The organism is Haliea sp. (genome assembly GCF_041395985.1).
GTDB lineage: Bacteria > Pseudomonadota > Gammaproteobacteria > Pseudomonadales > Halieaceae > Haliea.
Genome location: NZ_JAWKZJ010000004.1, coordinates 1 through 25066, shown reverse-complemented (window position 1 = coordinate 25066; position 25066 = coordinate 1). Strand labels below are relative to the sequence as shown.

21 protein-coding genes are annotated in these 25066 nt (G+C 62.5%); 7 read left to right on the top strand and 14 right to left on the bottom strand.

What is annotated here, in order from left to right:
* Positions 1 to 51: 51 nt before the first annotated feature.
* The 3 genes from ppk1 to R3E49_RS08670 form a co-directional block, all read right to left on the bottom strand.
* Positions 52 to 2202 carry a polyphosphate kinase 1 gene (gene ppk1, locus R3E49_RS08680; protein ID WP_371294677.1) on the bottom strand — a complete coding sequence of 717 codons (2151 nt, stop codon included), beginning with the start codon at positions 2200 to 2202 and terminating at the stop codon, positions 52 to 54.
* 95 nt (positions 2203 to 2297) lie between these two features.
* Positions 2298 to 3527, bottom strand: coding sequence for a nucleoside recognition domain-containing protein (locus R3E49_RS08675; protein WP_371294676.1), 1230 nt, complete (start codon positions 3525 to 3527; stop codon positions 2298 to 2300).
* The gene (locus R3E49_RS08670) at positions 3527 to 4351 is read right to left on the bottom strand and encodes an alpha/beta fold hydrolase (protein ID WP_371294675.1); all 825 of its coding nucleotides are present in this window, start codon (positions 4349 to 4351) and stop codon (positions 3527 to 3529) included. The genes R3E49_RS08675 and R3E49_RS08670 overlap by 1 nt, the downstream gene beginning before the upstream one ends.
* A gap of 137 nt (positions 4352 to 4488) precedes the next feature.
* On the opposite strand from R3E49_RS08670, the gene R3E49_RS08665 reads away from it, so the two are divergent.
* On the top strand, positions 4489 to 5595 hold the full coding sequence (locus R3E49_RS08665; RefSeq protein WP_371294674.1) for an S-(hydroxymethyl)glutathione dehydrogenase/class III alcohol dehydrogenase: 1107 nt from the start codon (positions 4489 to 4491) through the stop codon (positions 5593 to 5595).
* 15 nt (positions 5596 to 5610) lie between these two features.
* Entirely contained in the window at positions 5611 to 6453 is an 843-nt protein-coding gene (gene fghA, locus R3E49_RS08660) for an S-formylglutathione hydrolase (RefSeq protein WP_371294673.1), read from the top strand.
* 7 nt (positions 6454 to 6460) lie between these two features.
* Here the strand turns inward: fghA and R3E49_RS08655 are convergent, their stop codons facing one another.
* The 4 genes from R3E49_RS08655 to pspA form a co-directional block, all read right to left on the bottom strand.
* Complete coding sequence (locus R3E49_RS08655; protein WP_371294672.1) at positions 6461 to 7264, bottom strand: alpha/beta fold hydrolase; 804 nt, start codon at positions 7262 to 7264, stop codon at positions 6461 to 6463.
* A 104-nt stretch (positions 7265 to 7368) separates the two neighbouring features.
* Positions 7369 to 7896, bottom strand: coding sequence for a PspC domain-containing protein (locus tag R3E49_RS08650; protein WP_371294671.1), 528 nt, complete (start codon positions 7894 to 7896; stop codon positions 7369 to 7371).
* On the bottom strand, positions 7889 to 8158 hold the full coding sequence (gene pspB, locus R3E49_RS08645; RefSeq protein WP_371294670.1) for an envelope stress response membrane protein PspB: 270 nt from the start codon (positions 8156 to 8158) through the stop codon (positions 7889 to 7891). Before pspB ends, R3E49_RS08650 begins: the two co-directional genes overlap by 8 nt.
* 62 nt (positions 8159 to 8220) lie before the next feature.
* The gene (pspA, locus tag R3E49_RS08640) at positions 8221 to 8907 is read right to left on the bottom strand and encodes a phage shock protein PspA (RefSeq protein WP_371294669.1); all 687 of its coding nucleotides are present in this window, start codon (positions 8905 to 8907) and stop codon (positions 8221 to 8223) included.
* A 212-nt stretch (positions 8908 to 9119) separates the two neighbouring features.
* On the opposite strand from pspA, the gene pspF reads away from it, so the two are divergent.
* The 3 genes from pspF (at position 9120) to R3E49_RS08625 (ending at position 12680) form a co-directional block, all read left to right on the top strand.
* Complete coding sequence (gene pspF, locus R3E49_RS08635) at positions 9120 to 10184, top strand: phage shock protein operon transcriptional activator (RefSeq protein ID WP_371294668.1); 1065 nt, start codon at positions 9120 to 9122, stop codon at positions 10182 to 10184.
* An 82-nt stretch (positions 10185 to 10266) separates the two neighbouring features.
* The gene (locus tag R3E49_RS08630; protein ID WP_371294667.1) at positions 10267 to 11730 is read left to right on the top strand and encodes a succinate-semialdehyde dehydrogenase; all 1464 of its coding nucleotides are present in this window, start codon (positions 10267 to 10269) and stop codon (positions 11728 to 11730) included.
* Between the two features lie 11 nt (positions 11731 to 11741).
* Positions 11742 to 12680 (top strand): LysR family transcriptional regulator, encoded by a 939-nt coding sequence (locus tag R3E49_RS08625; protein WP_371294666.1) that lies wholly within the window; start codon positions 11742 to 11744, stop codon positions 12678 to 12680.
* A 1-nt stretch (position 12681) separates the two neighbouring features.
* Here R3E49_RS08625 and R3E49_RS08620 read toward each other — a convergent pair whose 3' ends face one another.
* The 7 genes from R3E49_RS08620 to R3E49_RS08590 all read right to left on the bottom strand — a co-directional run bounded on the left by R3E49_RS08620 (position 12682) and on the right by R3E49_RS08590 (position 23436).
* Complete coding sequence (locus tag R3E49_RS08620) at positions 12682 to 14844, bottom strand: PQQ-dependent dehydrogenase, methanol/ethanol family (RefSeq protein ID WP_371294665.1); 2163 nt, start codon at positions 14842 to 14844, stop codon at positions 12682 to 12684.
* Positions 14845 to 14861: 17 nt separating this feature from the next.
* Positions 14862 to 17102 carry a TonB-dependent receptor gene (locus tag R3E49_RS08615; protein ID WP_371294664.1) on the bottom strand — a complete coding sequence of 747 codons (2241 nt, stop codon included), beginning with the start codon at positions 17100 to 17102 and terminating at the stop codon, positions 14862 to 14864.
* Between the two features lie 136 nt (positions 17103 to 17238).
* Positions 17239 to 18777, bottom strand: a complete 1539-nt coding sequence (locus R3E49_RS08610; protein WP_371294663.1) for an arylsulfatase — start codon at positions 18775 to 18777, stop codon at positions 17239 to 17241.
* Between the two features lie 114 nt (positions 18778 to 18891).
* Positions 18892 to 20244, bottom strand: a complete 1353-nt coding sequence (locus tag R3E49_RS08605) for an aminotransferase (RefSeq protein ID WP_371294662.1) — start codon at positions 20242 to 20244, stop codon at positions 18892 to 18894.
* A gap of 80 nt (positions 20245 to 20324) precedes the next feature.
* A complete protein-coding gene (locus R3E49_RS08600) occupies positions 20325 to 20510 on the bottom strand; it encodes a hypothetical protein (RefSeq protein WP_290743952.1) in 186 nt (61 codons plus the stop codon).
* 9 nt (positions 20511 to 20519) lie between these two features.
* Positions 20520 to 22007 carry a glycerol kinase GlpK gene (glpK, locus tag R3E49_RS08595; protein WP_371294661.1) on the bottom strand — a complete coding sequence of 496 codons (1488 nt, stop codon included), beginning with the start codon at positions 22005 to 22007 and terminating at the stop codon, positions 20520 to 20522.
* A gap of 1 nt (position 22008) precedes the next feature.
* Positions 22009 to 23436 (bottom strand): aldehyde dehydrogenase family protein, encoded by a 1428-nt coding sequence (locus R3E49_RS08590; RefSeq protein WP_371294660.1) that lies wholly within the window; start codon positions 23434 to 23436, stop codon positions 22009 to 22011.
* 111 nt (positions 23437 to 23547) lie between these two features.
* On the opposite strand from R3E49_RS08590, the gene R3E49_RS08585 reads away from it, so the two are divergent.
* Positions 23548 to 24687: an acyl-CoA dehydrogenase family protein gene (locus R3E49_RS08585; protein WP_371294659.1), complete on the top strand. Its 1140-nt coding sequence runs from the start codon at positions 23548 to 23550 to the stop codon at positions 24685 to 24687.
* A gap of 6 nt (positions 24688 to 24693) precedes the next feature.
* A partial coding sequence (locus R3E49_RS08580; RefSeq protein ID WP_371294658.1) for an NAD(P)-binding protein occupies positions 24694 to 25066 on the top strand: 373 nt, incomplete at its 3' end.

Below are 25066 nucleotides of genomic sequence, written 5' to 3'. Positions count from 1 at the left end.
AAACTTAGAGAAAACTTAACAGAACGAAGATTTATTGCCGCGTCGGTGCAGCTAGTGCCGCTTGCGCCGGCGCTGCGGTTTACTGACCGCAACAGGGGTCTTCGGATAGCGGGGCAGTTTACCGCTGGAGAGGTAGCGGTGAATCGATTCCTGGGAGCGGATCATCGCCGCCTTGGCGCGCCGCGGTACGTATTCGTTCACCTGATGTTGGTCGATGATCCGTGCCTTGACGTTGTCGTGCCACTGCTGATCGAGGATATCCTGCAAAACCCGCTGCGCGGCCCGATCGCGGATCGGGCACAGCACCTCAACCCGGTAGTCGAGATTACGGGTCATGAGGTCAGCGGAACCCAGCAGGTAACGCGGATTACCCCGGTTATAGAACACGTAAGCCCGAGGGTGCTCAAGAAAACGGTCGACGATGCTGATCGCTTCAATATTTTCCGAAATCCCCCGCACACCCGGCAGCAGTGAGCACATGCCGCGAATAATCAGCCTGATCTTGACACCCGCATCCGAGGCCTCATAGAGCTTCATCACCAGCTGGTTGTCCACCAGGTTGTTGCACTTCAGGGTCATCTCCGCCCGGTAACCGGCACGGGCGTTGGCGATTTCCTGCTCTACCAGGTGCATCAAGCCGGGTCGCGTGCTGTGTGGCGACACCAGCAGCGTTCTGTAGCGCGGCCGCTTGTAGGTGAACTGCAGGAAATCAAACACATCGTAGATATCGCGACCAATGTTCTGATCGTAGGTCAGCAGTGTGAAATCGGTATACAGGCGCGCGGTCTTTTCGTTGAAATTGCCGGTGCCGATATGGCTGTAATAGCGGATCTGGCCCTCTTCGCGGCGCTCGATAAGCAGCAGTTTGCTATGCACCTTGAGGCCGGGAATCCCAAAGATCACGTCGATACCGCTTTCGGTCAGGCGCTGGGCCCAGCTGATGTTGGCCGCCTCGTCAAACCGCGCCGCGAGCTCCACCACCGCGAGCACGCGCTTGCCGTTCTGCACCGCATTGACCAGCGCATCAATAACGCGCGACACCTTGGCAACCCGGTAGAGGCAGATCTTGATCGTCGACACATTCGGATCCAGCGCCGCGGTTTTGAGCAGGTCGATGATGTAGTCGAAGGGATGGTAGGGGTAGTACAGGAACACGTCCTGCTCGCGAATGTTGTCAAACAGGCTGCCGGGCTCATCCAGGCGCGGCAGACGAATCGGCGGCAGCGGCCTGAATTCCAGGTACTTGGGGCCTACATTGGGGAAGGACATGAAGTCCTTGGAATTGTGGTAACGCCCGCCCGGGATCAGGCTGTCGTACTTGCCAAAGCCAAAACGGGAACAGAGATAGTCCAGTAGCCGCTGCGGCATGGCCGCGTCGTAGACAAAGCGCACCGCTTCCGCCTTGCGTCGCTGCTTCAGGCTGCTCTCCATTTTGTCGATGAGGCTTTCCGTAATACCCGGGTCGATCTCCAGTTCGGCGTCGCGCGAGAACTTGAAGCAATAGGCCGCTGCCTCGTCAATGTGGAAGACGCCGCGGAACATCTGCGGCAGGCAGAAACGGATCACGTTGTCCAGGGCGATAAACACCTTCCCAGCGCGTCCCTTGCGCTTGGGTATCTGCACGAAACGGTCGAGCCGGTCCGTGGGTACCTCCACGACCGCGTAGTTGTAGTCATCACCCGAGCGAATATCCAGGGCCAGGTAGATGGACTCGTCATTCAGGGCGGGAATAGCCTGGCCGTCACGCAGCAGAATAGGCTCCAGTTCGGGCAACACCGTGCGGGTAAAATAGGCCTGCACAAACGCGGCCTGGCCCGGGTCCAACTGACGTTCGTTGACCATATAGATCTGCCGCGCACGCAGGTCACGCAACACGGCGTTATAGGTTTTCTCAAACTGTTTCTGCAGCTCCACGACGCGCTTGAGAATGGCCGCCAGCAGATCCTTGGCACGCTGCTTCGACGTGGCGTCGGAGACCGTGATCAGGCGGCGCACCTCCGCCACACGCACGCGGAAGAATTCGTCCATATTGTTGGAGAAAATACCGAGGTAACGCAGCCGCTCGATAACCGGCACGGTCTCATCTGCGGCTTCCTGCAACACGCGCGCGTTAAAGGACAACCAGCTGATTTCCCGGGGGATGAACAGGCTCTCGTCGAGATCCGCCAACCGCCTCTGCAGGGAATTGTGGGAGTCCGTCATGTTTGACCCTCGGTAAAAACGACCAGTCTAGCGCGCCTGCAGATGCAGTAAAGGCACTTGCTGCCGAAGCTTGATGAAACTTTTGTGACGCGCACTCAGGTATAGAACCAGTAGGCGACCACGATAGCGGCCACAATACCCGCGGCATCCGCCGCAAGGCCGCAGCCGAGGGCGTGGCGTGCTCGGCGAATACCCACCGCACCGAAGTACACTGCCAGCGTGTAGAACGTGGTCTCCGTGGACCCTTGCATCGTTGCCGCCAGGCGCCCCTGGAATGAGTCGACACCAAAGGTGTTCATGGTGTCGATCATCATGGCCCGCGCGCCGGAACCCGACAGCGGTTTCATCAGGGCGGTCGGCATGGCATCCACCCACAGGGTGTCAAAGCCGAGAAACTGCACGCCGCCGCGAAGCAGGCCCAACACCAGGTCCAGCGCCCCACTGGCGCGGAATACGCCGATCGCCACCAGCATCGCCAGCAAATAGGGAATGATGCCGATGGCCGTCTCAAACCCCTGTTTGGCGCCTTCGATAAAGGTGTCATAGACATTCACGGCGCGCCGGTGCGCAACGACCAGAAACAGCATGATCAGGCTCACGATTAACAGGTTACTGATCAGACTGGACTGCCGCTGCAGGGCATCGGCACCGAGGGTGGAAAACCAGCCCACCAGTGCCAGCAACAGGGCAAAGGCGCCGCCGAGGAAGCCCAGTACGACCGTGTCCCGCAGGCGGATACGCTGCACCCATGCGGTCACCAACAGCCCTGCCAGGGTTGAACAACTGGTCGCGATGAGAATGGGAATGAACACGGCGGCAGGATCCTCTGCCCCCATCTGCGCGCGGTACAGCAATATGGTCACCGGAAACAGGGTCACCGAAGAGGTGTTCAGTACCAGGAACAGGATCTGCGCATTGGTCGCAACCTCCGGCCGCGGATTCAGGGTTTGCAGGTCTTTCATTGCCTTGATACCGAGGGGCGTGGCGGCGTTGTCCAGCCCGAGAATATTGGCCGACAGGTTGAGGGTCATGGAGGAGATCGCCGGGTGCCCGCGCGGGACGTCCGGCATCAGCCGGGTGAATAGCGGCGACAGCAGTCGCGCCAGCCGATCAACAAGGCCGGAGGCTTCGCCGACCGCGACCACGCCCAGCCAGAATGCCATCAGCCCGATGAGCCCAATTGCCAGTTCCACGGCCAGCGCGGCCATGTCGAACAGGCTGGAGACCATGCGCTGAAAGACCGCCGCATCGCCGGCCAGCAGCCATTGCACCAGCGCCGCAGCAAACGCCAGCAGGAAGAACCCGAGCCAGATACGGTGCAGCATCAGGCCACCTGCCGCGCAAGGAAATCCAGAACACGTCGGGCGGTGGCATCCGGGAACTCCAGAGGAAACAGGTGTCCACCGGGCAGGGTGTCCAGTTCCGCAGTCGGCTGTAGCGCTGCCCAGCGACGCAGCCCGGCAGCGGAAAGGATATCCGAGTGCTCGCCACGCAGCCCCAGGGTGGGCAGGCGCAGTCTCCACAGGCGCGGCCACACCAGCGGCAGCGAGGAGTACACAGCGGCCTCCCAGGCACCGGAGTAGGCCAGTTCCCAATCGCCGTCCGCCGTAGCGCGCACACCAGCGTGGATGTAATCCCAGAGTACGTCATCAGAAAAACCGCTGTAGGCACGCTTGTCCCGGTGGAACGCGTAGGCCTGCTGCACACTGGGAAAGCGGCCGGGTCGCCGCAATGCGCGACGCACCATGGGAATCCTGGGCAAACGGCTGCGCGGCGTCAGGTTCAGGCCCAGCGCCAGGCGCATCGGCATGAACACCGGGTCAAGCAACACCAGGCCACGAAACAGTTCCGGGCGCTTGAAGGCCGCCAGCATGGCCACGACCCCACCCAGCGAGTGTCCCATCATCCAGACCGGCCCGACGTCGCTGTGTTCCAGCGTGACAATCAGGTCGTCGGCAAACTGGCGCCAGTTGGCGCGAGCCGGTGCGGGCTCCCGCGACCACAGCGGCCGGTGGCGATAGCCGCTGACGCTGTAGTGTTCAGCGAGCGGCGCCAGCAGGCGCCTGTAGCTGCCGGGCGGATAGCCGTTGGCGTGGGCGAAGACCAGCTTCGCCCCCGCTCCACCAAAGGATTCCAACCTCTCCTGCATATCGTTGAGCGTCCCCCAGACTGTCGCTTCAGGCCACCTGCCGCGTGCTGGCGCCAGCCTAATGTAAAACCGCACGCTTGTCCCGTTCGACACCGCGACTTACCATGCCAGCCTGCTGTCTTGACCGGGAGTTACCGATGAAAACACGAGCCGCCGTTGCCTTTGCTGCCGGCCAGCCGCTGGAAGTGGTCGAAGTCGACCTCGAGGGCCCACAGCCTGGGGAGGTCCTGGTGGAAATGATGGCCACGGGCATATGTCACACCGACGCATTCACCCTATCGGGGGACGACCCTGAAGGCGCATTCCCCGCAATCCTGGGGCACGAGGGTGCCGGTATCGTGCGCGAAGTCGGCGCCGGCGTAAAATCGGTGAAACCCGGCGATCACGTCATTCCGCTCTATACCCCGGAGTGTCGGGAGTGCAATTTCTGCCTGCACCCGAAAACCAACCTGTGCCAGGCCATTCGGGAAACACAGGGGCGCGGTGTCATGCCCGATGGTCGCAGCCGCTTCTCCCTGGACGGCAAACCCCTGCTGCACTACATGGGCTGCTCGACCTTCTCGAATTTCAGCGTCATGCCCGAGATCGCGGTAGCCAAGGTGCGTGAAGATGCGCCCTTCGACAAGATCTGCTACATCGGCTGCGGGGTTACCACTGGAGTGGGCGCGGTGGTCTACCGGGCAAAAGTTGAGCCTGGCAGCAATGTGGTGGTGTTTGGCCTCGGCGGCATTGGCCTGAACGTGCTGCAGGGCGCGCGTATGGTAGGCGCCAATCGCATCATCGGCGTGGACCTGAACCCCGAGCGGGAAGCGCTGGGACGCAAGTTTGGCATGACCGACTTTATCAACCCCGCACAGGTTGCCAATGTGGTGGAGGCGATTCTCGAGCTCACCGGTGGCGGGGCCGACTACAGCTTTGAATGTATCGGTAATGTCGACGTCATGCGGCAGGCCCTTGAATGCTGCCACAAGGGCTGGGGGGAGTCGTACATCATCGGCGTCGCCGGCGCCGGCAAGGAGATCGCCACGCGGCCATTCCAGCTGGTGACCGGCCGCTCCTGGCACGGCGTGGCCTTCGGCGGCGCGCGCGGCCGGACCGATGTGCCGCAGATTGTCGACTGGTACATGGACGGCAAGATCAATATCGACGATCTGATCACCCATACCATGCCCCTGGATGACATCAACCGGGGCTTTGACCTCATGCATGGCGGACACAGTATCCGCTCGGTTGTCGTGTACTGAGGGCCGGGTATGACGATGAATATCATTGCAGAGCATCGTGTTTTTGGTGGTCGCCAGCTGCGATTCGAGCACCCGTCGGAAACGCTTGCCTGCACCATGCAGGGGGCTGTTTTCCTGCCACCACAGGCTGAGCAGCACCCGGTACCGGTGCTCTACTGGTTATCGGGGCTTACCTGCACAGACGAAAATTTCACCCAGAAAGCCGGGGCCCAGCGCTACGCCGCGGAGCACGGTCTGGCCATCGTCTGCCCCGATACCAGCCCGCGCGGCGAGAGCGTGCCGGATGACCCAGAAGGTGCCTGGGATTTCGGCCTCGGCGCCGGATTTTATGTCAACGCCACGCAAGCGCCCTGGCAACAGCACTACCGGATGTACGATTACGTCGCCCTGGAGCTGCCCGAGCTGGTGAACAGCCAGTTCCCGCTGGCGTCGGATCGCTGGTCCATCTCCGGCCATTCCATGGGGGGACATGGCGCGCTGGTGATGGCCCTGCGCAACCCGGGACGCTTTGCGGCGGTGTCGGCATTTGCGCCAATCGTGGCGCCGACCCAGTGCCCCTGGGGGGAAAAGGCCTTTGGCCATTACCTGGGTACGGACCGCAGCACCTGGCAGGCCTACGACAGCTGTGCGCTGATTCGTGGCGGAGCGCCACAGCTGCCTATGCTGATCGACCAGGGCGATGCGGACAGTTTCCTGACGCCGCAGCTGAAAACGCCTCTTCTGCAGCAGGCCTGCGCGGACGCGGGCTTCCCGGCAACCATCCGCCTGCAGCCGGGTTACGACCACAGCTACTATTTCATCGCCTCATTTATCGGTGAGCATATCGCCTTCCACGCCGCAGCGCTGAAAGCGGTATAGCACCGTTTCACTGCACGGCGGCCGGATACAGCAGGCTCGACCAGCTGCGTCGCTCAAAAGGCTTCCAGCCGTCTGCGGGCTGTGACAGGCGGTCGGCAACCAGATACCAGATGGTCGGGTTGAAGGTCATACCACAATGGCTGCCGCGCACTTCGATATTCTGGGTGCGCGCGTGGCCCGCGCGCTGCAGCGTCGTCTGCCAGTTCACCACACCGTCCCCGCGGCTGTAAATCGCGGTGGTCGGCACCGGCGGCGCGACATGCAGGATGTTCTGGTCAATCGGCAACTCCTCCGGCGGATTGAGCGCGGTAAACAGGCGGGCGGGATAGGATGCAACCATCCGGCCTTCACCAAACGGGCTGCCCAGTGATATGACCTGCCTCACCCGTTCGGGAAAGGCACGCGCCAGCTCCCGCGCAAAAATACCACCAAGGCTATGCCCGACCAGGGAGATAGGGCCCTGGTAGCGCTCCGAGAGAAACGTTATCCGCGCTTCCAGGCTTTCAAGCACCCCCTCACGCGGACCCAGGTTGCGGCCGAGGCCCCAACCGTGAACTGCATAGCCAAGGCGGGTCAGGTAGCGGCGGAATCCGGCGTTGTAGCCGTCGGCGCCGAGAAAACCGGGCAGGACCATCACCGGGTGCCCATCGCCGCGTGGGGCGCGCTCCAACAGCCTGCGACTCAGCCCCAGCGTGACCACCTCCACCACCGCACGGTGCGCTTCGGTAAGCGCCAGCAGCGCATGAGGCGGTGGCACAACCGGCTCCCGTACCGTGGGCGCGCTGCTGTCAAAGGTTTCCATCGCGGTCATGCTTCACCCCTCGCAGTGCCCACCACCGGGGCAGCTTGCGTAAAAAGAATACGCCGGAGGATAGCCTATCGCAACGGCCGGGGGGAAGTCCCGCCGGGAAACGCCTACAGTCGTGAAATCTCCCGATCCAGCTCAAACTGACGGGACGTCACGTAGCTTTCCATGGCTTCTACACGGCGCAGGGCGGCGTCCAGGCGTTCCCGGGCGCGGCGCAGACGCACCGGCCCCGGCTCGCTGTAGCGGAACACCTTGCGCGGCCGATAGTGGTGGTTCCGCTCGTCGTATTCCATCTCCACGCCGGACTCCGGGCCACCAGCAGGTCCGCCCGACACAGCACCTGCCCTGCCCTGCGCTTGCGGCCTCGGCGCCAGCAACAGCCATGCGCCAAGGTAGGCCCAAAGGGCCAGCGTGCCGGTAAACAGCACGGCGGCAACCCAGAGCAAACGCACCACCCAGTGGGCGATATCAAAGTGATCTGCCAGGCCAGCGCAGACACCGGCAATGCGTCGGCTGCGTGTGCTGCGATACAGGTTCATACCCCATCCCGCATCACGACGCTGGCGAAAACCCCGCTCTGCCGTGCGCCAGTCAGGGCTATGGCGATCCCGATTGCGCTGGTAATGGTTACTCATCGTTGTGCTCCTCATTGCGCGGCGTGCGCTCCGACGGCTTGCGCCAGGTACTGTGGTCGGCATCGAGAATCGTTTCCAGGGCGCCGATACGCTCTGTGAGTCGATCCACCGTGGCCAGAAGGTCTTCAAGATCCTGCCGATCTGCCGCACTCAGGCTCTGGGATGAGCGGTTGACGCTGCGGTAATGCATGGTGATCCAGATCGGAGCCACGATGACCAGAAACAGGATGGTTGGCACAAACATGAATTGCCAGAATTGCATGGACGGTATCCTCGGACGGAGTGGGAAACCCGGCTAAGCCGACAGCTCGATCATAGCAGGCCCTACTGGGCCTTGTTCTCTGCGCTGCCCTGCATCTCGGCCTTCAGTCGCTGCAACTCGTTGCTGATGCGCTCGTCCTCTTCCAGGGATTCGATTTCGGCGGCGAGGTCCGGTGCAACGTCACGCCCCACATCGAGCAGTTCCAGCTGGCTTTCGAGGTTGTCGATGCGCCGTTCGAAGTGCTCGAAACGCTGAAAGGCAGTATCCAGTGCCTCACGGTGCATCTGACGCTTCACCTTGATCCGCGATTCCACGGTTTTGCTGCGCATCAAGAGTGCCTGCTGGCGTGACTTGGCGTCCGAGAGCTTCTGCTGCAGCTGACCAATCTCGGTGCTGAGCTGGGCAATGTGCTCGTCTGCTGCCCGCAACTCGGCTTCCACCACCGCGACTTCATCCTCAATGGCGTGCTTTTCCTGCAACGCTGCCCGTGCGAGGTCCTCGCGCCCCTTGTTCACCGCCAGTCTGGCTTTCTGCTCCCAGCTCTCCGCCTCGGCCTGTACCTGCTGCAGGCGACGCGCAGCGGCCTTGCGGTCTGCGAGCACCCGTGCCGAGGAGCTGCGCACCTCCACCAGCGTATCTTCCATTTCCTGGATGATCAGGCGAATCATCTTCTGCGGGTCTTCAGCCTGGTCCAGCAAGGCGTTGAGGTTGGAGTTAATGATGTCGCTCATTCGCGAAAAAATGCCCATGGTCCTTCTCCCCGGGCCTAGCCCGTTTGCCGTATGCCATTCATGGCGTTTCTAGGCTTCTTGATACAGGAACCGTGCCAGATCACGTAAGTCACTGTTTTTCTTGGCTAAACATACGTCATGGGGCGAAATTCAGGCCTATCCTCTTGATTTATAGGTTTTATTTACCTTATAAAGGTTTTATTAGCTCTTTTAATTGGTTTTTTTCACCCATGCGAAGTGGCGAAGGTATTATCGGTAGCTCCAGCGCGCTGGCTCATGCCCTTGAGCACGTCTCGCAACTGGCAGGAATCAATCGGCCCGTGCTGGTTCAGGGTGAACGGGGCACGGGCAAAGAGCTGGCGGCCGAACGGCTGCACTTTCTTTCAGCCCGGTGGGCGGCGCCCTTCGTCAAGGTCAACTGCGCGGCACTGTCCGAGACGCTGCTGGACTCCGAGCTGTTCGGCCATGAGGCGGGCGCATTCACCGGGGCCACACGACTCCGCCAGGGGCGCTTTGAACGCGCGGATGGCGGCACCCTGTTTCTCGACGAACTGGGCACCATGCCCCTGCCGGTGCAGGAAAAACTCCTGCGACTGGTCGAGTACGGTGAATTCGAACGGCTCGGCGGCCAAGAGACACTGCAGGTCGATGTGCGGGTGGTTGCCGCCACCCACGCGGATCTCCGGGCCCTGGTGGCCGAGGGGCGTTTCCGTGCCGACCTTCTGGACCGCCTGAGCTTTGACGTGGTGCACCTGCCCGCACTACGGCAACGCCCCGAGGACATTCCCGAACTGGCCCGTCACTTTGCCATTCTCATGTGCAAGGAACTGGGCTGGGAGCTGTTTCCGGGGTTCAGCGCGAGCGCTCTGGAGAGCCTGCAGGGGCACAGCTGGCCGGGGAATGTGCGGGAACTGAAAAATACCGTGGAACGCTCACTGCACCGCTGGGGCAAAAAGTCGCGCCCGGTGGCAGAGATCGTACTGGACCCCTTTCAATCGCCCTTTGCGCCGCTATCGATCCCACCGTCCGGGGATCGGGCATCGCCGCCGGGGGCCAGCGCGGCGGCAGAGCTCACCACACCTGGTATTACCGATTTCAGTGCGCGCATGCTGGCTATCGAGCGTCGCCTCCTCCACCAGGCGCTGGCGGAGCACAACCACCACCAGCGGCGGGCAGCACAGGCGCTGGGGCTCAGCTATGACCAGCTGCGAGGGCTGGTGCGCAAGCACAAGCTCAGTGGCCGCCGGCGTCGCACCCGTCACACACGCGCAGATGCGAAAAATACGCGCTCTTGAAGCCGCTGCGGGTTGTGCTTCACACTAGAGCGCAAAGTGGGCGGCGCATTGCTCCGGCCCGGAAACTTCAAGGAGCACCGTTATGGACCTTTCACTGTCGGACCCTACCCTACTGCAGACCCAGGCTTATATCGGCGGCGCCTGGGTGGATGCAGATGACGGCGCCACGTTCCCCGTGAACAACCCCGCCAATGGCGCGTTACTGGTGCGCGTGGCAAAGGTGGGGGCGGCGGAAACGCGGCGCGCCATCGACGCAGCGCAGCTCGCCATGAACGACTGGAAAGCCCGGCCGGCCAAACAGCGCGCCGCTGTTCTGCGCAAGTGGTTTGACCTGATGATGGAGCACCAGGAAGACCTCGCCAGGATCATGACCGCGGAACAGGGCAAGGTCCTCGCCGAGTCGCGTGGGGAAGTGGCCTACGGCGCCTCGTTCATTGAGTGGTTCGGTGAGGAGGCCAAGCGCGTCAACGGTGACGTCATACCTGGCCCCGGGTCTGACCGGCGCATTGTCTGCATCAAGCAACCCGTCGGTGTCGTTGCCGCCATCACCCCGTGGAACTTCCCGAATGCCATGATCGCCCGCAAGGCCGCGCCTGCGCTGGCGGCCGGCTGCAGCATCGTTATCAAACCCGCCAGCGAAACCCCGCTTTCCGCCTTCGCCATGGCCGTGCTGGCCGAGCGCGCGGGTGTGCCTGCCGGCGTGCTGAATATTGTGGCCGGCAGTTCTTCGGCTATCGGCGGCGAGCTGACCAGCAACCCGGTGGTGCGCAAACTGACCTTTACCGGCTCCACACCCGTCGGCAAGATGCTCGAAGCGCAGTGCGCCGACACCCTGAAAAAGACCTCCATGGAACTGGGCGGCAACGCACCGTTCATCGTCTTCGACGATGCCGACATCGACGCTGCGGTGGATGGCGCCATCGCATCCAAGTACCGTAACGCGGGCCAGACCTGCGTCTGCTCGAACCGTCTCCTTGTGCAACACGGCATTTATGACGATTTCGTGGGCAAGCTGGTTGCCGCGACGCGGGAACTGGCGGTCGGCGACGGGTTTGCGGACAACGTGAAAATCGGCCCGTTGGTGAACAGCGGCGCTGTGGATGACGTGGACGCCCTGGTGCAGGCCTCCATCGACGCGGGCGCGCAGGTCGCGCTGGGCGGCGGCAGGCACACATTGGGGGGCTGCTTCTATCAGCCGACAATCCTCACGGACGTGACCCGCGAGATGCCAGTGTTCCGCAATGAGATCTTCGGCCCGGTCGCACCCGTCGTGCGCTTTCACACGGAAGCCGAGGCCATCGAACTCGCCAACGACACCGAATTCGGGCTTGCCTCCTATTTCTACACGCGGGATATCGGGCGCGTGTGGCGCGTCGCCGAGGCTTTGGAGTATGGCATCGTGGGTATCAACGAAGGCCTGATCTCCAATGAGATGGCGCCCTTCGGTGGCGTAAAGGAGTCCGGCTCCGGACGCGAGGGTTCGAAGTACGGCATGGATGATTACCTGGAAATCAAGTACATGCTCATGGGCGGCCTCGACCGTTAGGGGCGCCGGCCATGCATCCCATTGATACCCGCCAGCTCCGCCACGTACTGATGCTGGCGAAGCATCGCAGTTTTCGCAAAGCGGCAGACGCCCTGTTTATCACGCAACCGGCACTCACCAAGAGCATCAAGAACCTGGAACAGCAGCTGGACGTCATGCTGTTCGACCGCAAGTCCCAGAGTGTGGACCCAACGCCGCATTGCGAGGTGTTGATGGAACACGCGCAGCGCATCATGCACGAACTGGACGATATTCATCACAGCCTCGATGCGCTCTCCGACAGCCTGCGCGGCGAATTGCGTGTGGGCAGTGGTCCTATCGTGGCTCGCGGCCCCATTGGTGACGCCGTGGCGCGGCTGGTGTCCAGGCACCCCGGACTCAGCATCCGGGTCACCATTGATAGCTGGGCAGGCCTGGTACAGCAACTGCACGCTGGTGCTCTGCACCTCATGGTTGCGGACATCGGTGAATTTGAAGGTCAGGCGGATCTCGAGGTTGTCCCCTTAAACCCCATTCGCTCCATCGCCGTCTGTCGGCCGGGTCACCCCCTGCTGCAGGTTGGCCGGGTGCAGGCGACAGACCTGACGAGCTACCCGCTGGCACTGCCGTCTCTGCCGCGACGCTGGGTGGAGTGGTTGCGTGCCAACGCCCCGGCAGGCGCGGATCCGGACGGCTTCGTCGCCCAGGCCTGCCGCATCTACTGCGAGGACTTCAGCCTCCTCAGTAAAGTCGTCCTGCACTCGGACTTTATCACCTGTGGACCGGAACGGATCCTGCGCGACAACGTTGTGGGGGGACAGCTCGTGGAAATCGACTTCCCGGGCTTCAGTGACATCCTGGTGCGCCCGGGCATCGTCTACCTGCGCAATACTACCCTGCCACCGGCGGGCAGGGTGTTGATCGAACAGCTACTCTCCGGGGAAGCGGAGCCGGGGGCCCCGGCACACTGAATCAGCCTTCCCCGGATGCCCCGGCGCGCACGCTGAGCAGGTAGGCAAGCAGGTCCTCGGCGTTGGCCTGGTCGAGACGCTCGGCGAAGCCGGGCATACCTCCCTGGTGCCGCAAGCCGCCGAGGACGATCGCGCCGAACTCCGCGACCGTCGCATCTGACATCTGGCGAAGATCGGGCAGGCTGCTGCCGGAAATCGCGCGGTCACCGTGGCACATATGGCAGTTGCGCATAAACAACACCCGCCCACGCTCAATGCTCTCAGCGTCCTCCGGGTTGACGGCAACGGCGACGGTCGCAGGGCGTTCCTCCGCGACCTTTACTGGCGGCAGTGATGCATTACCGCCAGCGCGGAAGGCCAGCACGCGCGCACGGGTCACGGAACCCGCACTGCGAGACGCCAGCTCGCCGCCGGCCAGTGCAAACGCCCCGCCCCAGCCCGCAGCGACAGCCACAAACTGCGTATCGCCCGCTGTGTAGCTCACCGGCGCTGCCACAATCCCCGTCTGGGCCGGAAAACGCCACACAGGTTCGCCGTCATTGGCGCGGTAGGCAACCAGTTCGCCCTCGGCATTGCCCTGGAAGAGCAGATTGCCCGCCGTCGAGAGCAACCCCCCGTTCCAGACGTTGTCGTGCTGGATGCGCCAGACCTCGCGCCCGGCTACCGGGTCCCAGGCGCTGACATGCCCCTTGATCAGCTTGGCGAACGCCTCGCGTGTTTCCACGTCATCGGGCATGCCCGCCACCTCGAAGACCACCCCCGTATTCCAGGCACCAGGCGTGTACGTGAACTCCGCGTCATGCGCGTAGTTCATGGCGATCTCCTGCGCGGGAATATAGACCAGGCCGGTGTCCGGGCTGTAGCTCATCGGGTGCCAGTTGTGGCCGCCCAACGGGTGCGGCCACACCAGTGCGGCCTCACCATTTTCATAACGCGCCTCCGGGTTCTCCACAGGACGGCCTGTTTCCAGATCCACACGCTCGGCCCAGCTCACCTGCGTGTACGGCTCCGCGGACAGCAGTTCACCCGTCAACCGGTCCAGCACGTAGAAAAAGCCGTTTTTGGGCGCCTGCATAATCACCTTGCGCGGCTCGCCCTGCCAGGACAGCTCGGCAAGGATCATGTGCTGTGTCGCGGTGTAATCCCAGCTCTCGCCCGGCGTAGTCTGGTAGTGCCAGACGTATTCCCCGGTTTCAGGGCGCAGTGCAACAATGGACGACAGGTACAGGTTGTCGCCACCACCCGGGCTGCGAATACTGCGGTTCCAGGGGGACCCGTTACCGGTGCCGATATACAGCAGATCAGCCTCGGCATCGTAGGCCATTGAGTCCCACACCGTGCCGCCGCCGCCAACTTCCCACCACGCACCGCCTTTCCAGGTGTCAACCGCCAGTTCCAGCGCCGGGTGTTCCAGCGGCTTCGAGGGGTCGCCGGGTACGGTGTAGAAGCGCCAGAGCATTTCTCCGGTGCGGTAGTCGTAAGCGGAAACATAGCCCCGCACACCGAGTTCAGCACCGCCGTTACCGATGATCACCCGGTCCTTGATCACCCGTGGTGCACCGGTAATGGAATACGGGCGATCCTGGGGCGTGGTTCGGGTTTCCCAGAGTACGTCGCCGGAGGCAGCGTCAAGGCCGAGCAGGCGCCCGTCCAGGGTGCCGGAAATGAGCACGCCCTTCCATACGGCAACGCCACGGTTAACGACATCACAACAAAGGTTGGATGCCCACTCCCGCGGCACCTGCGGATCGTGTTGCCAGAGTAACTCGCCCGTAGCGGCGTCCAGGGCAAAGATCTTGCTCCAGGCCCCGGTGACATACATCACACCGTCGACGATGATCGGTGTCGCTTCGATCCCGCGGTCATCGGGCAGATCGAAATACCAGGCCAGGCCGAGTTCATCCACGTTACTGGCGTCCAGGGCAGACAGCGGGCTGTAGCGCTGCTCACTGTAGGTGCGCCCGTGCGTCATCCAGTTGCCGGGCTGCGCGTCTGCCGCCAGCAAACGCGCCGTGTCGACCTCGGCCACTGCCGGTACGGGCGGCGGCGCGGGCGGTGCGGCCGCTGGCTCGGAGGCTTTTTGCTCGCAACCTACCGCTGCAACAAGCAGCGCCCCCACCAGACCCATCTTCAGGCCTGTCAACCTGCTACCGGAAACTGCCATACCGCCCTCTTTTTTTATCAGAAGTTATAGGTTGCCTGCACCGCCACTGTCCGCGGACGCTCCACGAAAGCGAAGTAGCTGGTGACCGGCCCGGTCAGCGGTACATCGTTGGCAAAGGTGATGATTTCCTCATCGGTCAGGTTCTTGCCAACCAGCGCCACTTCCCACACACCATCGGCCCGGCCCAGGGCAATCCGTGCATTGAGCTTGGCATAACTGTCCTGCACAGCGTTGGGGTCGAGATCGGGCGCGGCGAAATACTCGTCCGAGTATATGATATCCAGCGTTGACCTCAACTCCAGATTACCGAATACCGGCTGGACAAAATCGACACCCAGGGTGCCACTGAACTCCGGGGTAAACTGGTTGGTGTTCCCCGACCAGTTGCAGAATGGCACCCCATCCACCACCTGGTCAGCTTGCTGGCCCTTGTAACAGGCACCGTTTTCATAGTCGTCAAACTCGAAATCGGTGTAGGCCAGTGCACCGGTCAGCCGCAGCTTCTCCGTAACTTGCCAGCGGCCGTCCATTTCCAGGCCCTGGGTGGTCGCTGAAGCCGCGTTCTGCACATCAAAACCCAGCACGCCGTCGAACACGCTGACCTGCAGGTCATCGTACTCGGTGCGGAACAGCGCGATGTTCAATTCCGCCGCGCCGTCCATCAACCCGAGCTTCGCCCCGAGTTCCATGGACAAGGCTTCCTCTTCCTCGAACTCCAGCGCCGGGCCGCCCGCAGGCAGGGTGGCGCGGTTGCTGCGCGCATCAAATCCGCCAGCCTTGTAACCGGTCGACACACTGGCGTATAACATCGCGTCGCCAGACACATCCCACTGCAGGTTAACCATGGGCGTGACCACTTCTTCGTCGCGGTCCCCCTTCAGGTCATGCGGGGTGATACCGAGGGGCGGCAGTGGCATGCCCAACTCCGCAAACTCGGGCAAACCCAGAGGGTTGAAAATGCTGCCATCGGGATTGCGCAGAGCCAGGCGACGTCCACCGTCCTTGTCTTCAACCGTGTAGCGCAAACCCAGTGTCGCGCGGAAGGTGTCCGAGATGTTCCAGGTGGATTGACCAAACACCGCCCACAGATCGCTGTCGGAGAAGTATTCACGATCGATCTCCACGGCAACTGCCGGCAGGGTAATCCGGGCAGGTTCCGCGTAATCGATTTCCGAGGCCTGATAGAACACGCCGACGATGTGCTCGAAGGTTTCTCCCTGCGGCGACACCAGACGCAGTTCCTGGCTCAGTTGCTCGAAATCCTCGGCGGCGGGGGACTGCACTGTGCTGCCCACACCAAAGTCGGTGTCGACTTCTTCGGTGTAGTCGTAGGCAGACCAGCCGGTGATCGACACCAGCTCATACTCGCCCATCTGGTAGTTGAGCGTGAGTGTCGCATTGTCGTAATTGTTGTCACTGAATTCCGGGTCCAGCGCGGCCTTGCGTGTGAAGTCACCCACTACCGGGGTCGCCCCACCCGGCGCAGGGTTGCCGATAATAATCGAGTTGCGGCCCACAGAGTTGAATTCACCCGTCTCCAGTTTCAGGTCGACCTGCAGGTTGTCGGAGGCATCCCAGCGCAGCGCGCCCCGCACCACGGTTTCCTCGGTCTCCATTTCATCAATGTCTTTTGCGACGTTGTCGATGAAGCCGTCCATTTCCCGGTAGCGCAAGGCCAGGCGGCCCGACAGGGTGTCACTCAGCGGCCCGGAAAGTACCAGGCTGGTTTCCAGTTCACCATGGTCCGGCTCCAGGAGCGCGGAAACACTGCCCTCGAACTCTTCGGTGGGTTTTGCAGAGACAAGGTTGAGGGCGCCTGCGATCGAGTTCTTGCCGAACAGAATACTCTGCGGGCCGCGCAGTACCTCGATACGCTCGAGGTCAAAGAACGGCGCACGCAACTGGCGCGGGCGGCCAAAATAGATGCCATCAACATAGGTTCCCACCGACTGCTCGAAACCCTGGTTGACCTGTGACCCGACGCCGCGGATATAGATGTTGGAACCGATCGCCGCCTCACTCATGGTGAGGTTCGGCACATACACCTGCAGATCGGCGATACGCGTGATGCCCGCCTCCTTGAGTTTTTCACCGGATACTGCGTTGATGGATATCGGCACATCCTGCAGGCTCTGGCTTCGCTTCTGCGCGGTCACCACGACCTCTTCCAGCATCTGCGCCGATGCAGCATTGGCCGCACAGGCACAGGCGACCGCCAAAGGCAGTATTTTCATCGTCTTGTCGAATCGGGCAAACATGCGTGTCTCCGTTATTGTAGGAATTTGCGGGAACCATACCGGCCCACCCGGCAGGGCGGAAATGACTAATTGTTATCAGGCGCATAACCGGCGGGTGGCAGACGCCCCGGCCGGAAAAGCCCGGGGCGCGGTGAGCCTAGCGGTCCTGGAATGCCGCCTCGAGCACCTGGTCGACCGTGAACGACGCGGGGCGCTGGCGCGGCGGGAACTCCTCCAGCGTGGCCAGAAACTCGGTCAGCTGCATTCTGGACAGTGATATAAAGGGCCCGGCGATGCGCCCCCACCACTCGTTGTAGGCGTTGGAATCCGTGTCCGCACGCTCGAAGGGATCACGGCGCAGGTTGAACAGCTTGGGAATGCGCAGTGGCACGAAGGGATCGCGCCAGACATCGAAGCGGGCTGCGCGCTGTTCGGCGAACACCACCTTCCAGTCGCCAATACGCATCCCGGTGAGCTGGCCGTCATCGCTCCAGTAGAGGAAATTCTCGCGGGGACCGGCCTCCACCTCGCCCGTCAGGTAGGGCAAAAAATTGTAACCATCGAGATGCACGCGGTACTTGCGCCCGTTGACGGTGGTCCCGCGTTTCAGATCCTCAATGACATTTGGCGCGCCCGCTGCGGCGGCCAGGGTGGGCACCCAGTCCATGTGGGACATGATCTCATTGGATACCCTGCCCGCCGGAATGCGACCCGGCCAGCGCACCATGGCAGGCACACGGTAGCCGCCCTCCCAGTTGGTATTTTTCTCACCGCGGAAAGGTGTGATAGCGCCATCCGGCCAGGTGTTGTAATGCGGGCCATTGTCGGTCGAATACACAACGATGGTGTCATCACTCACGCCGAGTTCATCCAGCTGGTTGAGCAGACGGCCGACCAGTGCATCGTGTGCCACCATGGCATCGTTATAGAAGCCCTGGCCTGAAAGACCGCGCTCGGCATCTGCAATGTGCGTGTAGAAGTGCATGCGCGTCGTGTTGAACCAGACAAAAAACGGCTTTTCCTGACGTGCGGAACGGCCGATGAAATCCGTTGCCGCCGCCAGGAACTCCTCATCCACAGTCTCCATGCGCTTGCGCGTCAATGGGCCGCTGTCTTCTATGCGCCCATCGGCGTGGCTGTGGATCACACCCCGCGGTGTGAAGCGCTTGCGAAACTCCGCATCCTGCGGGTAATCGGGATGCTCGGGCTCTTCTTCAGCATTCAGGTGATACAGGTTCCCCATAAACTCGTCAAAACCATGGTTGGTGGGGAGAAACTTATCCTTGTCACCCAGGTGATTTTTGCCGAACTGGCCGGTGGCGTAACCGCGATCCTTGAGCAGCGCCGCCAGTGTCACGTCCTCCGGCTGCAGGCCGATATCGGCACCGGGCATGCCCACTTTGGTAAGGCCGGTTCTGATCGGGCTCTGGCCGGTGATGAATGCCGAGCGACCCGCGGTACAGCTCTGCTCACCGTAATAGTCGGTAAAACGAATGCCTTCGCGCGCAATACGGTCGATGTTGGGCGTGCGATAGCCCATCAACCCGTCACTGTACGCACTGAGATTGGTCATGCCGATATCGTCGCCCCAAATCACCAGGATATTGGGTGCCTTGGCAGAGGCGACTGCGGAAAAGCCGAGTAGCAACAGGGCCAGCAGACGCCCCGCTGTGCGCTTGAGTGTTATTGTTACCATGTTGTGCGTCCTCAACGTCTCGCCGTTTTACTCCCGATTATAGAGACTGAATATGAGACGCACAGGCACTTGGAGTCATGTGGCCGATAGCCTGAGGTTATGGCGCTGTAGTGGTCAGTCGCCGCGCAGCAACCCCTCGGCCTGCGCGTGCTGCAGCGTGTCATCCAGCGCGCTGCCGAGCTTGCTGACCAGTTCATCCACTTGCGACCGGGTGATCACCAGCGGCGGGCACAGGGCTATGCTGTTACCGCCCATGGCGCGTACGATGAGGCCGTGCGCCTGCGCTCGCAGGGCGCAGTAGCCGCCCATCGCGTTGCCGCTGAAGGCCTCGCGCGTTGTCCTGTTTGCTACCAGTTCCAGCGCCGCTATCATGCCCACTCCGCGCACCTCGCCCACCAGCGGATGATCGGCGAACCGCTGCAGCTGTTGCTGCAGGTAGCGGCCGGTGTCAGCCGCCCTGGCAAACAGCTGATCGCGCTCGTAGATTTCCAGCACCTTGGATGCCACAGCACAGGCGACCGGATGCCCCCCGTAGGTGTAGCCGTGGCCGAATACACCGACCGCCGCACTCGGCTCCACAAGCGACTCGTAGATGTCGCCGCTGACAACCGCCGCACTCACCGGCAGGTACGCGGACGACAGGGCCTTGGCCAGCGACATCAGCTGCGGCTGAATGCCGTAGGTGGTTGCACCAAAGTCTTCACCGGTGCGGCCAAACCCGCAAATCACTTCGTCATCCCAGAACAGGATGTCGTATTTGCGCAACACCGCCTGCACTTTGTCGAAATAGCCGGCGGGCGGCACGATGACGCCGCCGGCGCCATTGACCGGCTCGGCGATGAACGCCGCGATCGTTTCCGGACCCTCGGCAAGAATCAGGGCTTCGAGTTCCTCGGCCCGGCGGCTGGCAAACTGCGACTCGCTTTCACCGGGCAAACCGTCGCGGTAGAAGTGCGGCGCACCTGTGCGCAGCACACCCAGCGCATCAAACGGCAGGCTGAAATGCGTGTGATTGGGCGGCAGCCCGGTCAGCGAGGCGGCAGCCACCGTCACACCGTGATAGGCCCGCTCACGGGCTATGATCTTGAACTTTTCCGGCTGACCGATGGCGTTGAAGTGATAGCGCAACAGTTTGACCAGGGTGTCATTGGCGTCGGACCCTGAGTTGCCAAGGAATACGCGCGCATTGTTCACCGGCACCATGGACGCCAGGGTATCCGCGAGTTGCATGGCCGCCGGGTGCGTCTTGCCGCCGAACAGGTGTGAGTAGGACAAGGTACGCATCTGCCGTGCCGCAGCCTCGACCACTTCCTCGTTGCCGTACCCCAGGGCGGTGCACCAGAGCCCGCTCATCCCCTCGAGATATTGCCGACCGTGGTTGTCGTAGACGTATACGCCCTCCCCGCGCTCGATGACCAGCTGTTCAGTGGCCTTCAAATTGGTGGTGGGATAGATCATCTGCGTCATGGTGGTCACCCGAATGCCTGACGGTGAGTGAAAACCGGCTGGCGGGCAGGCGTACGCCCTGCCTCAACACACGCCGGTGCCTACAAGGCCTTCACTTTACGCTCACCGCAGCGTGCACAGCAATACACAGTGACGAGGCGACCCTGCTTGACGTCGAACTGTTTCGCCTTGTCGACCAGCCACTTGTGATGACCGTGGCGACACAGCGTGTTGCCCTTGTGCTTCTCTTTCAGCGAAGGCCTGCGGAACGTGAGGATATCAGCCACGTGGCCTCCTCACAGCAGCGCCCGGGCCAGCGCGGCCTGCCAGGAAGCATGCCGCCGACGGCGCGCCGATGCCGAAAGACGCACGGTGAACTCCCGCTCTACCGACCAGATCTTGCGCAGGTCAGCGGTGCTGGACCACAGCCCCACACCCAGCCCGGCGAGATAGCACGCACCCGCCACGGTGGTCTCAATGACCTCGGGACGGATCAGCTTGCGGCCCAGCACATCCGCCTGGATCTGCATGAGCAGGTTGTTGGCCGCTGCCCCGCCATCCACCCGCAGGGGACGCATGCGCCTGCCAAGGTCGCGCTCCATGGCGAGCAGGATATCGGCATTCTGCAGCGCCATGGCGTCCAGCGTGGCCCGGGCGATGTGCCCACGGCCTGTGCCGCGGGTCAATCCTGTCAGCACACCGCGTGCGTCAGGCGCCCAGTGTGGTGCACCGAGACCGGTCAGGGCAGGCACGAATTCCACGCCGCCACTGTCGGGAACCGAGGCGGCCAGTGCCTCCACCTCTGCGGACCGCCGGATCAGCGACAGTCCGTCGCGCAGCCACTGCACCGCTGCGCCACACACGAAAGCGCCGCCCTCCAGTGCATAGACAGGGTCCGCGTTGCCCAACTGCCAGGCTGCGGTGGTCAGCAGCCCGGAGCGGGACTGCAACAGCTCGGCACCGGTATTCATCAGGATAAAAGAGCCTGTGCCGAAGGTGCACTTTGCATCCCCCGCACTGAAGCAGGCCTGGCCAAACAGGGCTGCCTGCTGGTCCCCGGCGATACCGGCGATGGGAATGCCATCCGGCAGGCCGGGTACGCCACGGGTATGCGCAACGATACCACTGGAGGGTACGATATCCGGCAGCACGCCCTCAGGCACCTCAAACAGGGCCATCAGTTCCTTGTCCCAACTCAGGCGCTGCAGGTTCATCAGCGACGTGCGCGACGCATTCGACACATCGGTCGCATGCACTGCCCCGCCGCTGAGTTGCCAGACCAGATAGCTGTCGATGGTACCCGCAGCCACCCGACCCGCACGCAGCTTACGCCCCACGCCGGGCGTGTTACGCAGCAGCCAGCGGAACTTGCTGGCGGAGAAGTACGGGTCCAGCACCAGGCCCGACTTGCGCCTGACCTGCGCCTCGTGACCACCGGCCTTGAGGGTTTCGCAAAAGTCGGTTGTGCGACGGCACTGCCAGACAATAGCCCGGTTCAGCGCATCGCCGTTACTGCGGTCCCACAGCAGTGAGGTTTCGCGCTGGTTCGTGATGCCAATGCCGACGATGTCCGACGGTTTGCAGACGCGCTTGCGCAGCACACTGCGGATACCGCGCTGCACCGAGGACCAGATGTCCGCGGCATCGTGTTCCACCCAGCCCGGTTTCGGGTAGTGCTGGGGGAACTCGATGTTGACGCTGGTGCGCAAGCGCCCCGAGGCGTCCATCAGCGCGACCGTGGTGCCAGTCGTCCCCTGGTCTATGGCCAGAATGAACGCCGACATCTCAGCCGCCGAAGCCCTCTACCGCCTTGATTTCAAGGAAATCGGTAAAGCCGTGGGCGCCCCACTCGCGACCGTTGCCAGACTGTTTGTAACCGCCAAACGGCACGTTGTAGCCGCCGCTGGCACCGTTGATGTGCACGTTGCCAGCACGGATGCGCGAGGCGACCCGGCGCGCGTGGGCAATATCGCCGCTCTGCACGTAGCCTGCGAGACCGTAGGGGGTGTCGTTGGCAATGGCGATGGCTTCCTCTTCAGTGTCATAGGGAATCATGACCAGTACCGGGCCAAAGATCTCTTCGCGGGCGATGGTCATTTCGTTATTGGCCTCGGAAAAGACCGTGGGGCGTACGAAGTAGCCCTTGTCGATGCCCTCGGGGCGCCCGGGACCCCCGCACACGAGTTTGGCACCCTCGGCAATGCCTTTTTCAATGAGGCCCTGGATCTTGTTGAACTGCAGTTCAGACACCACGGGGCCCATGGTGGTCGCCTCATCGGCCGGATCACCCACAACCACCTTGGCGCTGACCGCAGCGGCGATCGCTTCGGCCTCAGCCAGACGCGCACGCGGCACCAGCATGCGCGATGGCGCGTTGCAGGACTGGCCCGTGTTGTTGTACATGTGCAACACGCCACGGGTGACCGCGGCTTCCAGGTCCGCATCGTCAAGAATGATGTTCGGCGACTTGCCACCCAGTTCCTGCGTGACACGCTTCACCGTGGGCGCGGCGTTCTGCGCCACCTGGGAGCCCGCCCGGGTGGAACCGGTGAAGGACATCATGTCCACATCAGGGTGACGGGACAGCGCGGCGCCGACGGTAGGGCCGTCGCCATTGACCAGGTTGAACACACCAGCGGGTACACCCGCCTCGTGCATGATCTTCGCAAACAGGTAGCCCGACAGCGGCGCCACTTCAGACGGCTTGAGGACCATGGTGCAGCCCACGGCGAGCGCTGGTGCCACCTTGCAGCCGATCTGGTTGACCGGCCAGTTCCACGGCGTGATAAGGCCGCATACGCCGATCGGTTCCTTGAACAGACGGTGTTCACCCAGGTCTTCTTCGAATTCGAATTCGCGCAGCACGCGCAGCGCCTCCTGCAGGTGCCCCAGCCCGGCATGCGCCTGTGCAGAAACAGCCAGGGACTTCGGCGCACCCATTTCCTCACGAATCGCGTCGGCCATGTCGTTGTAGTACTTTTCGTACGTGGCAACGCAGGACTCAAGCACCGCAATCCGTTCCTCACGACTGCTGTAGCCCCAGGTGTCGAACGCCTTGCGAGCGGCCGCCACGGCGCGGTCCACATCGGCTTCACTACCCAGGGAAATGTGGGCACAGACCGACTCATCGGCGGGGTTGATCACGTCGTGCACCTTGGGGGTAACGGGGTCGACCCACTCACCGTTGATATAGAACTGCAGGTATTCGCGCATCGGTACTCTCCATTGCTGATTATCGTTGCGGCGTAGTGTAGCACCCGATGAGTGGTCGGCCACTACCCCATGAGGTTATCATTGCGCCACCCTCGATTTGGAGAAACGATCATGCAGAGTGACGAACTGACACTGTTCCGCGATATGGCCAGACGTGCGTTTGAACAGGAAATCACGCCCTACTATGAACAGTGGGAACAGGATCACATGGTGCCGCGCGAACTGTGGCGCACACTGGGTGCAGCCGGCCTGCTCTGCGCGGACATGGACGAAGCCTACGGCGGCGCCGGCACCACGCCCCACGTCACCCTGATGCTGATTGAAGAGCTGTCGCGGATGGGCTTCGGTGGCTTCGCCTCCGGCTTCGGCATCCACTCGAATATCGTCGCCCCCTACCTGGCCCGCCACGGGACCGAAGCGCAGAAGCAGCACTGGTTGCCGAAAATGGTCAGCGGTGACGCCGTGGGCGCGCTGGCCATGACCGAGCCGGGCGCCGGCTCCGATGTGCAGGGCATACGCACCAATGCCGTGCGTGACGGCGACGAGTGGATCCTGAATGGTTCCAAGATCTTTATCACCAACGGCATGCACGCCGACCTGGTTATCGTCGCCGCCATTACCGACCCCGGCAAGGGAGCCAAGGGTACCTCCCTGTTCCTTGTCGACACCACCCTGCCCGGCTTTGAGCGCGGCAAAAAAATCGAGAAAATCGGCCAGCACGCATCCGACACCGCCCTGCTCTTCTTCCAGGACATGCGCCTGCCCGCCAATGCACTGCTCGGCGAGGAAAACAAGGGGTTCGTGATCATGATGGAGGAGCTGCCCCGGGAGCGCCTGGGGATTGCGGCGCAGGCCGTGGCCGCCGCCGAGGGCGCACTCGCACTGACCGTGGACTATGTGCTGGAGCGCAAGGCCTTCGGCCAGGCCATCGGCAGCTTTCAGAATACCCGTTTCAAGCTGGCGGATGTGCGCACGCAGATCGCCCTCAACCGCGCGTTGTACGAGCAGTGTGCCGATGAATACAGCCGTGGTGAGCTGACCGCCGACAAGGCTGCCATGCTGAAGCTCGCCTCCTGCGAAATGCAGTGCGACACCATTGACGAGTGCCTGCAGCTGTTCGGCGGCTATGGATATACGGTGGAATACCCGATTTCCCGCTTCTACACGGACGCCCGCATCCAGCGCATCTATGGCGGCTCATCGGAAATCATGCGGGAGCTGGTGGCGCGCTCGATACTCGGTCGGGGCTGAGCGCCAATGCGAGCACCGAACAGCGGGCACAGCGCCGATGTGATCATCGTCGGCGCCGGGCTGTCCGGCATCGGCGCCGCAGTACACCTGCAAACCCTGTGCCCGGACCAGCGTGTCATGCTGCTGGAGACCCGGCCGCGGGTGGGTGGCACCTGGGACCTGTTTCGCTATCCCGGCATTCGTTCCGACAGCGACATGCATACACTGGGCTACGATTTCAAACCCTGGATACACGAACGCGCCATTGCCGACGGCGCGTCGATTCTCGAGTACATCAACAGCGCGGCGGACGAGTACGGCGTGCGCGAACGCATCCGCTTTCAACACAAGGTACTGCGGACCCGCTTCAGCAGTGACACAGCGCGCTGGACACTGGACG

Excerpts from the sequence above, each read along its gene's own strand:
- ppk1 (WP_371294677.1), bottom strand. The coding sequence starts at position 2,202 with ATGACGGACTCCCACAATTCCCTGCAGAGGCGGTTGGCGGATCTCGAC.
- R3E49_RS08675 (WP_371294676.1), bottom strand. The coding sequence starts at position 3,527 with ATGCTGCACCGTATCTGGCTCGGGTTCTTCCTGCTGGCGTTTGCTGCG.
- R3E49_RS08670 (WP_371294675.1), bottom strand. The coding sequence starts at position 4,351 with ATGCAGGAGAGGTTGGAATCCTTTGGTGGAGCGGGGGCGAAGCTGGTC.
- R3E49_RS08665 (WP_371294674.1), top strand. The coding sequence starts at position 4,489 with ATGAAAACACGAGCCGCCGTTGCCTTTGCTGCCGGCCAGCCGCTGGAA.
- fghA (WP_371294673.1), top strand. The coding sequence starts at position 5,611 with ATGAATATCATTGCAGAGCATCGTGTTTTTGGTGGTCGCCAGCTGCGA.
- R3E49_RS08655 (WP_371294672.1), bottom strand. The coding sequence starts at position 7,264 with ATGACCGCGATGGAAACCTTTGACAGCAGCGCGCCCACGGTACGGGAG.
- R3E49_RS08650 (WP_371294671.1), bottom strand. The coding sequence starts at position 7,896 with ATGAGTAACCATTACCAGCGCAATCGGGATCGCCATAGCCCTGACTGG.
- pspB (WP_371294670.1), bottom strand. The coding sequence starts at position 8,158 with ATGCAATTCTGGCAATTCATGTTTGTGCCAACCATCCTGTTTCTGGTC.
- pspA (WP_371294669.1), bottom strand. The coding sequence starts at position 8,907 with ATGGGCATTTTTTCGCGAATGAGCGACATCATTAACTCCAACCTCAAC.
- pspF (WP_371294668.1), top strand. The coding sequence starts at position 9,120 with ATGCGAAGTGGCGAAGGTATTATCGGTAGCTCCAGCGCGCTGGCTCAT.
- R3E49_RS08630 (WP_371294667.1), top strand. The coding sequence starts at position 10,267 with ATGGACCTTTCACTGTCGGACCCTACCCTACTGCAGACCCAGGCTTAT.
- R3E49_RS08625 (WP_371294666.1), top strand. The coding sequence starts at position 11,742 with ATGCATCCCATTGATACCCGCCAGCTCCGCCACGTACTGATGCTGGCG.
- R3E49_RS08620 (WP_371294665.1), bottom strand. The coding sequence starts at position 14,844 with ATGGCAGTTTCCGGTAGCAGGTTGACAGGCCTGAAGATGGGTCTGGTG.
- R3E49_RS08615 (WP_371294664.1), bottom strand. The coding sequence starts at position 17,102 with ATGTTTGCCCGATTCGACAAGACGATGAAAATACTGCCTTTGGCGGTC.
- R3E49_RS08610 (WP_371294663.1), bottom strand. The coding sequence starts at position 18,777 with ATGGTAACAATAACACTCAAGCGCACAGCGGGGCGTCTGCTGGCCCTG.
- R3E49_RS08605 (WP_371294662.1), bottom strand. The coding sequence starts at position 20,244 with ATGACGCAGATGATCTATCCCACCACCAATTTGAAGGCCACTGAACAG.
- glpK (WP_371294661.1), bottom strand. The coding sequence starts at position 22,007 with ATGTCGGCGTTCATTCTGGCCATAGACCAGGGGACGACTGGCACCACG.
- R3E49_RS08590 (WP_371294660.1), bottom strand. The coding sequence starts at position 23,436 with ATGCGCGAATACCTGCAGTTCTATATCAACGGTGAGTGGGTCGACCCC.
- R3E49_RS08585 (WP_371294659.1), top strand. The coding sequence starts at position 23,548 with ATGCAGAGTGACGAACTGACACTGTTCCGCGATATGGCCAGACGTGCG.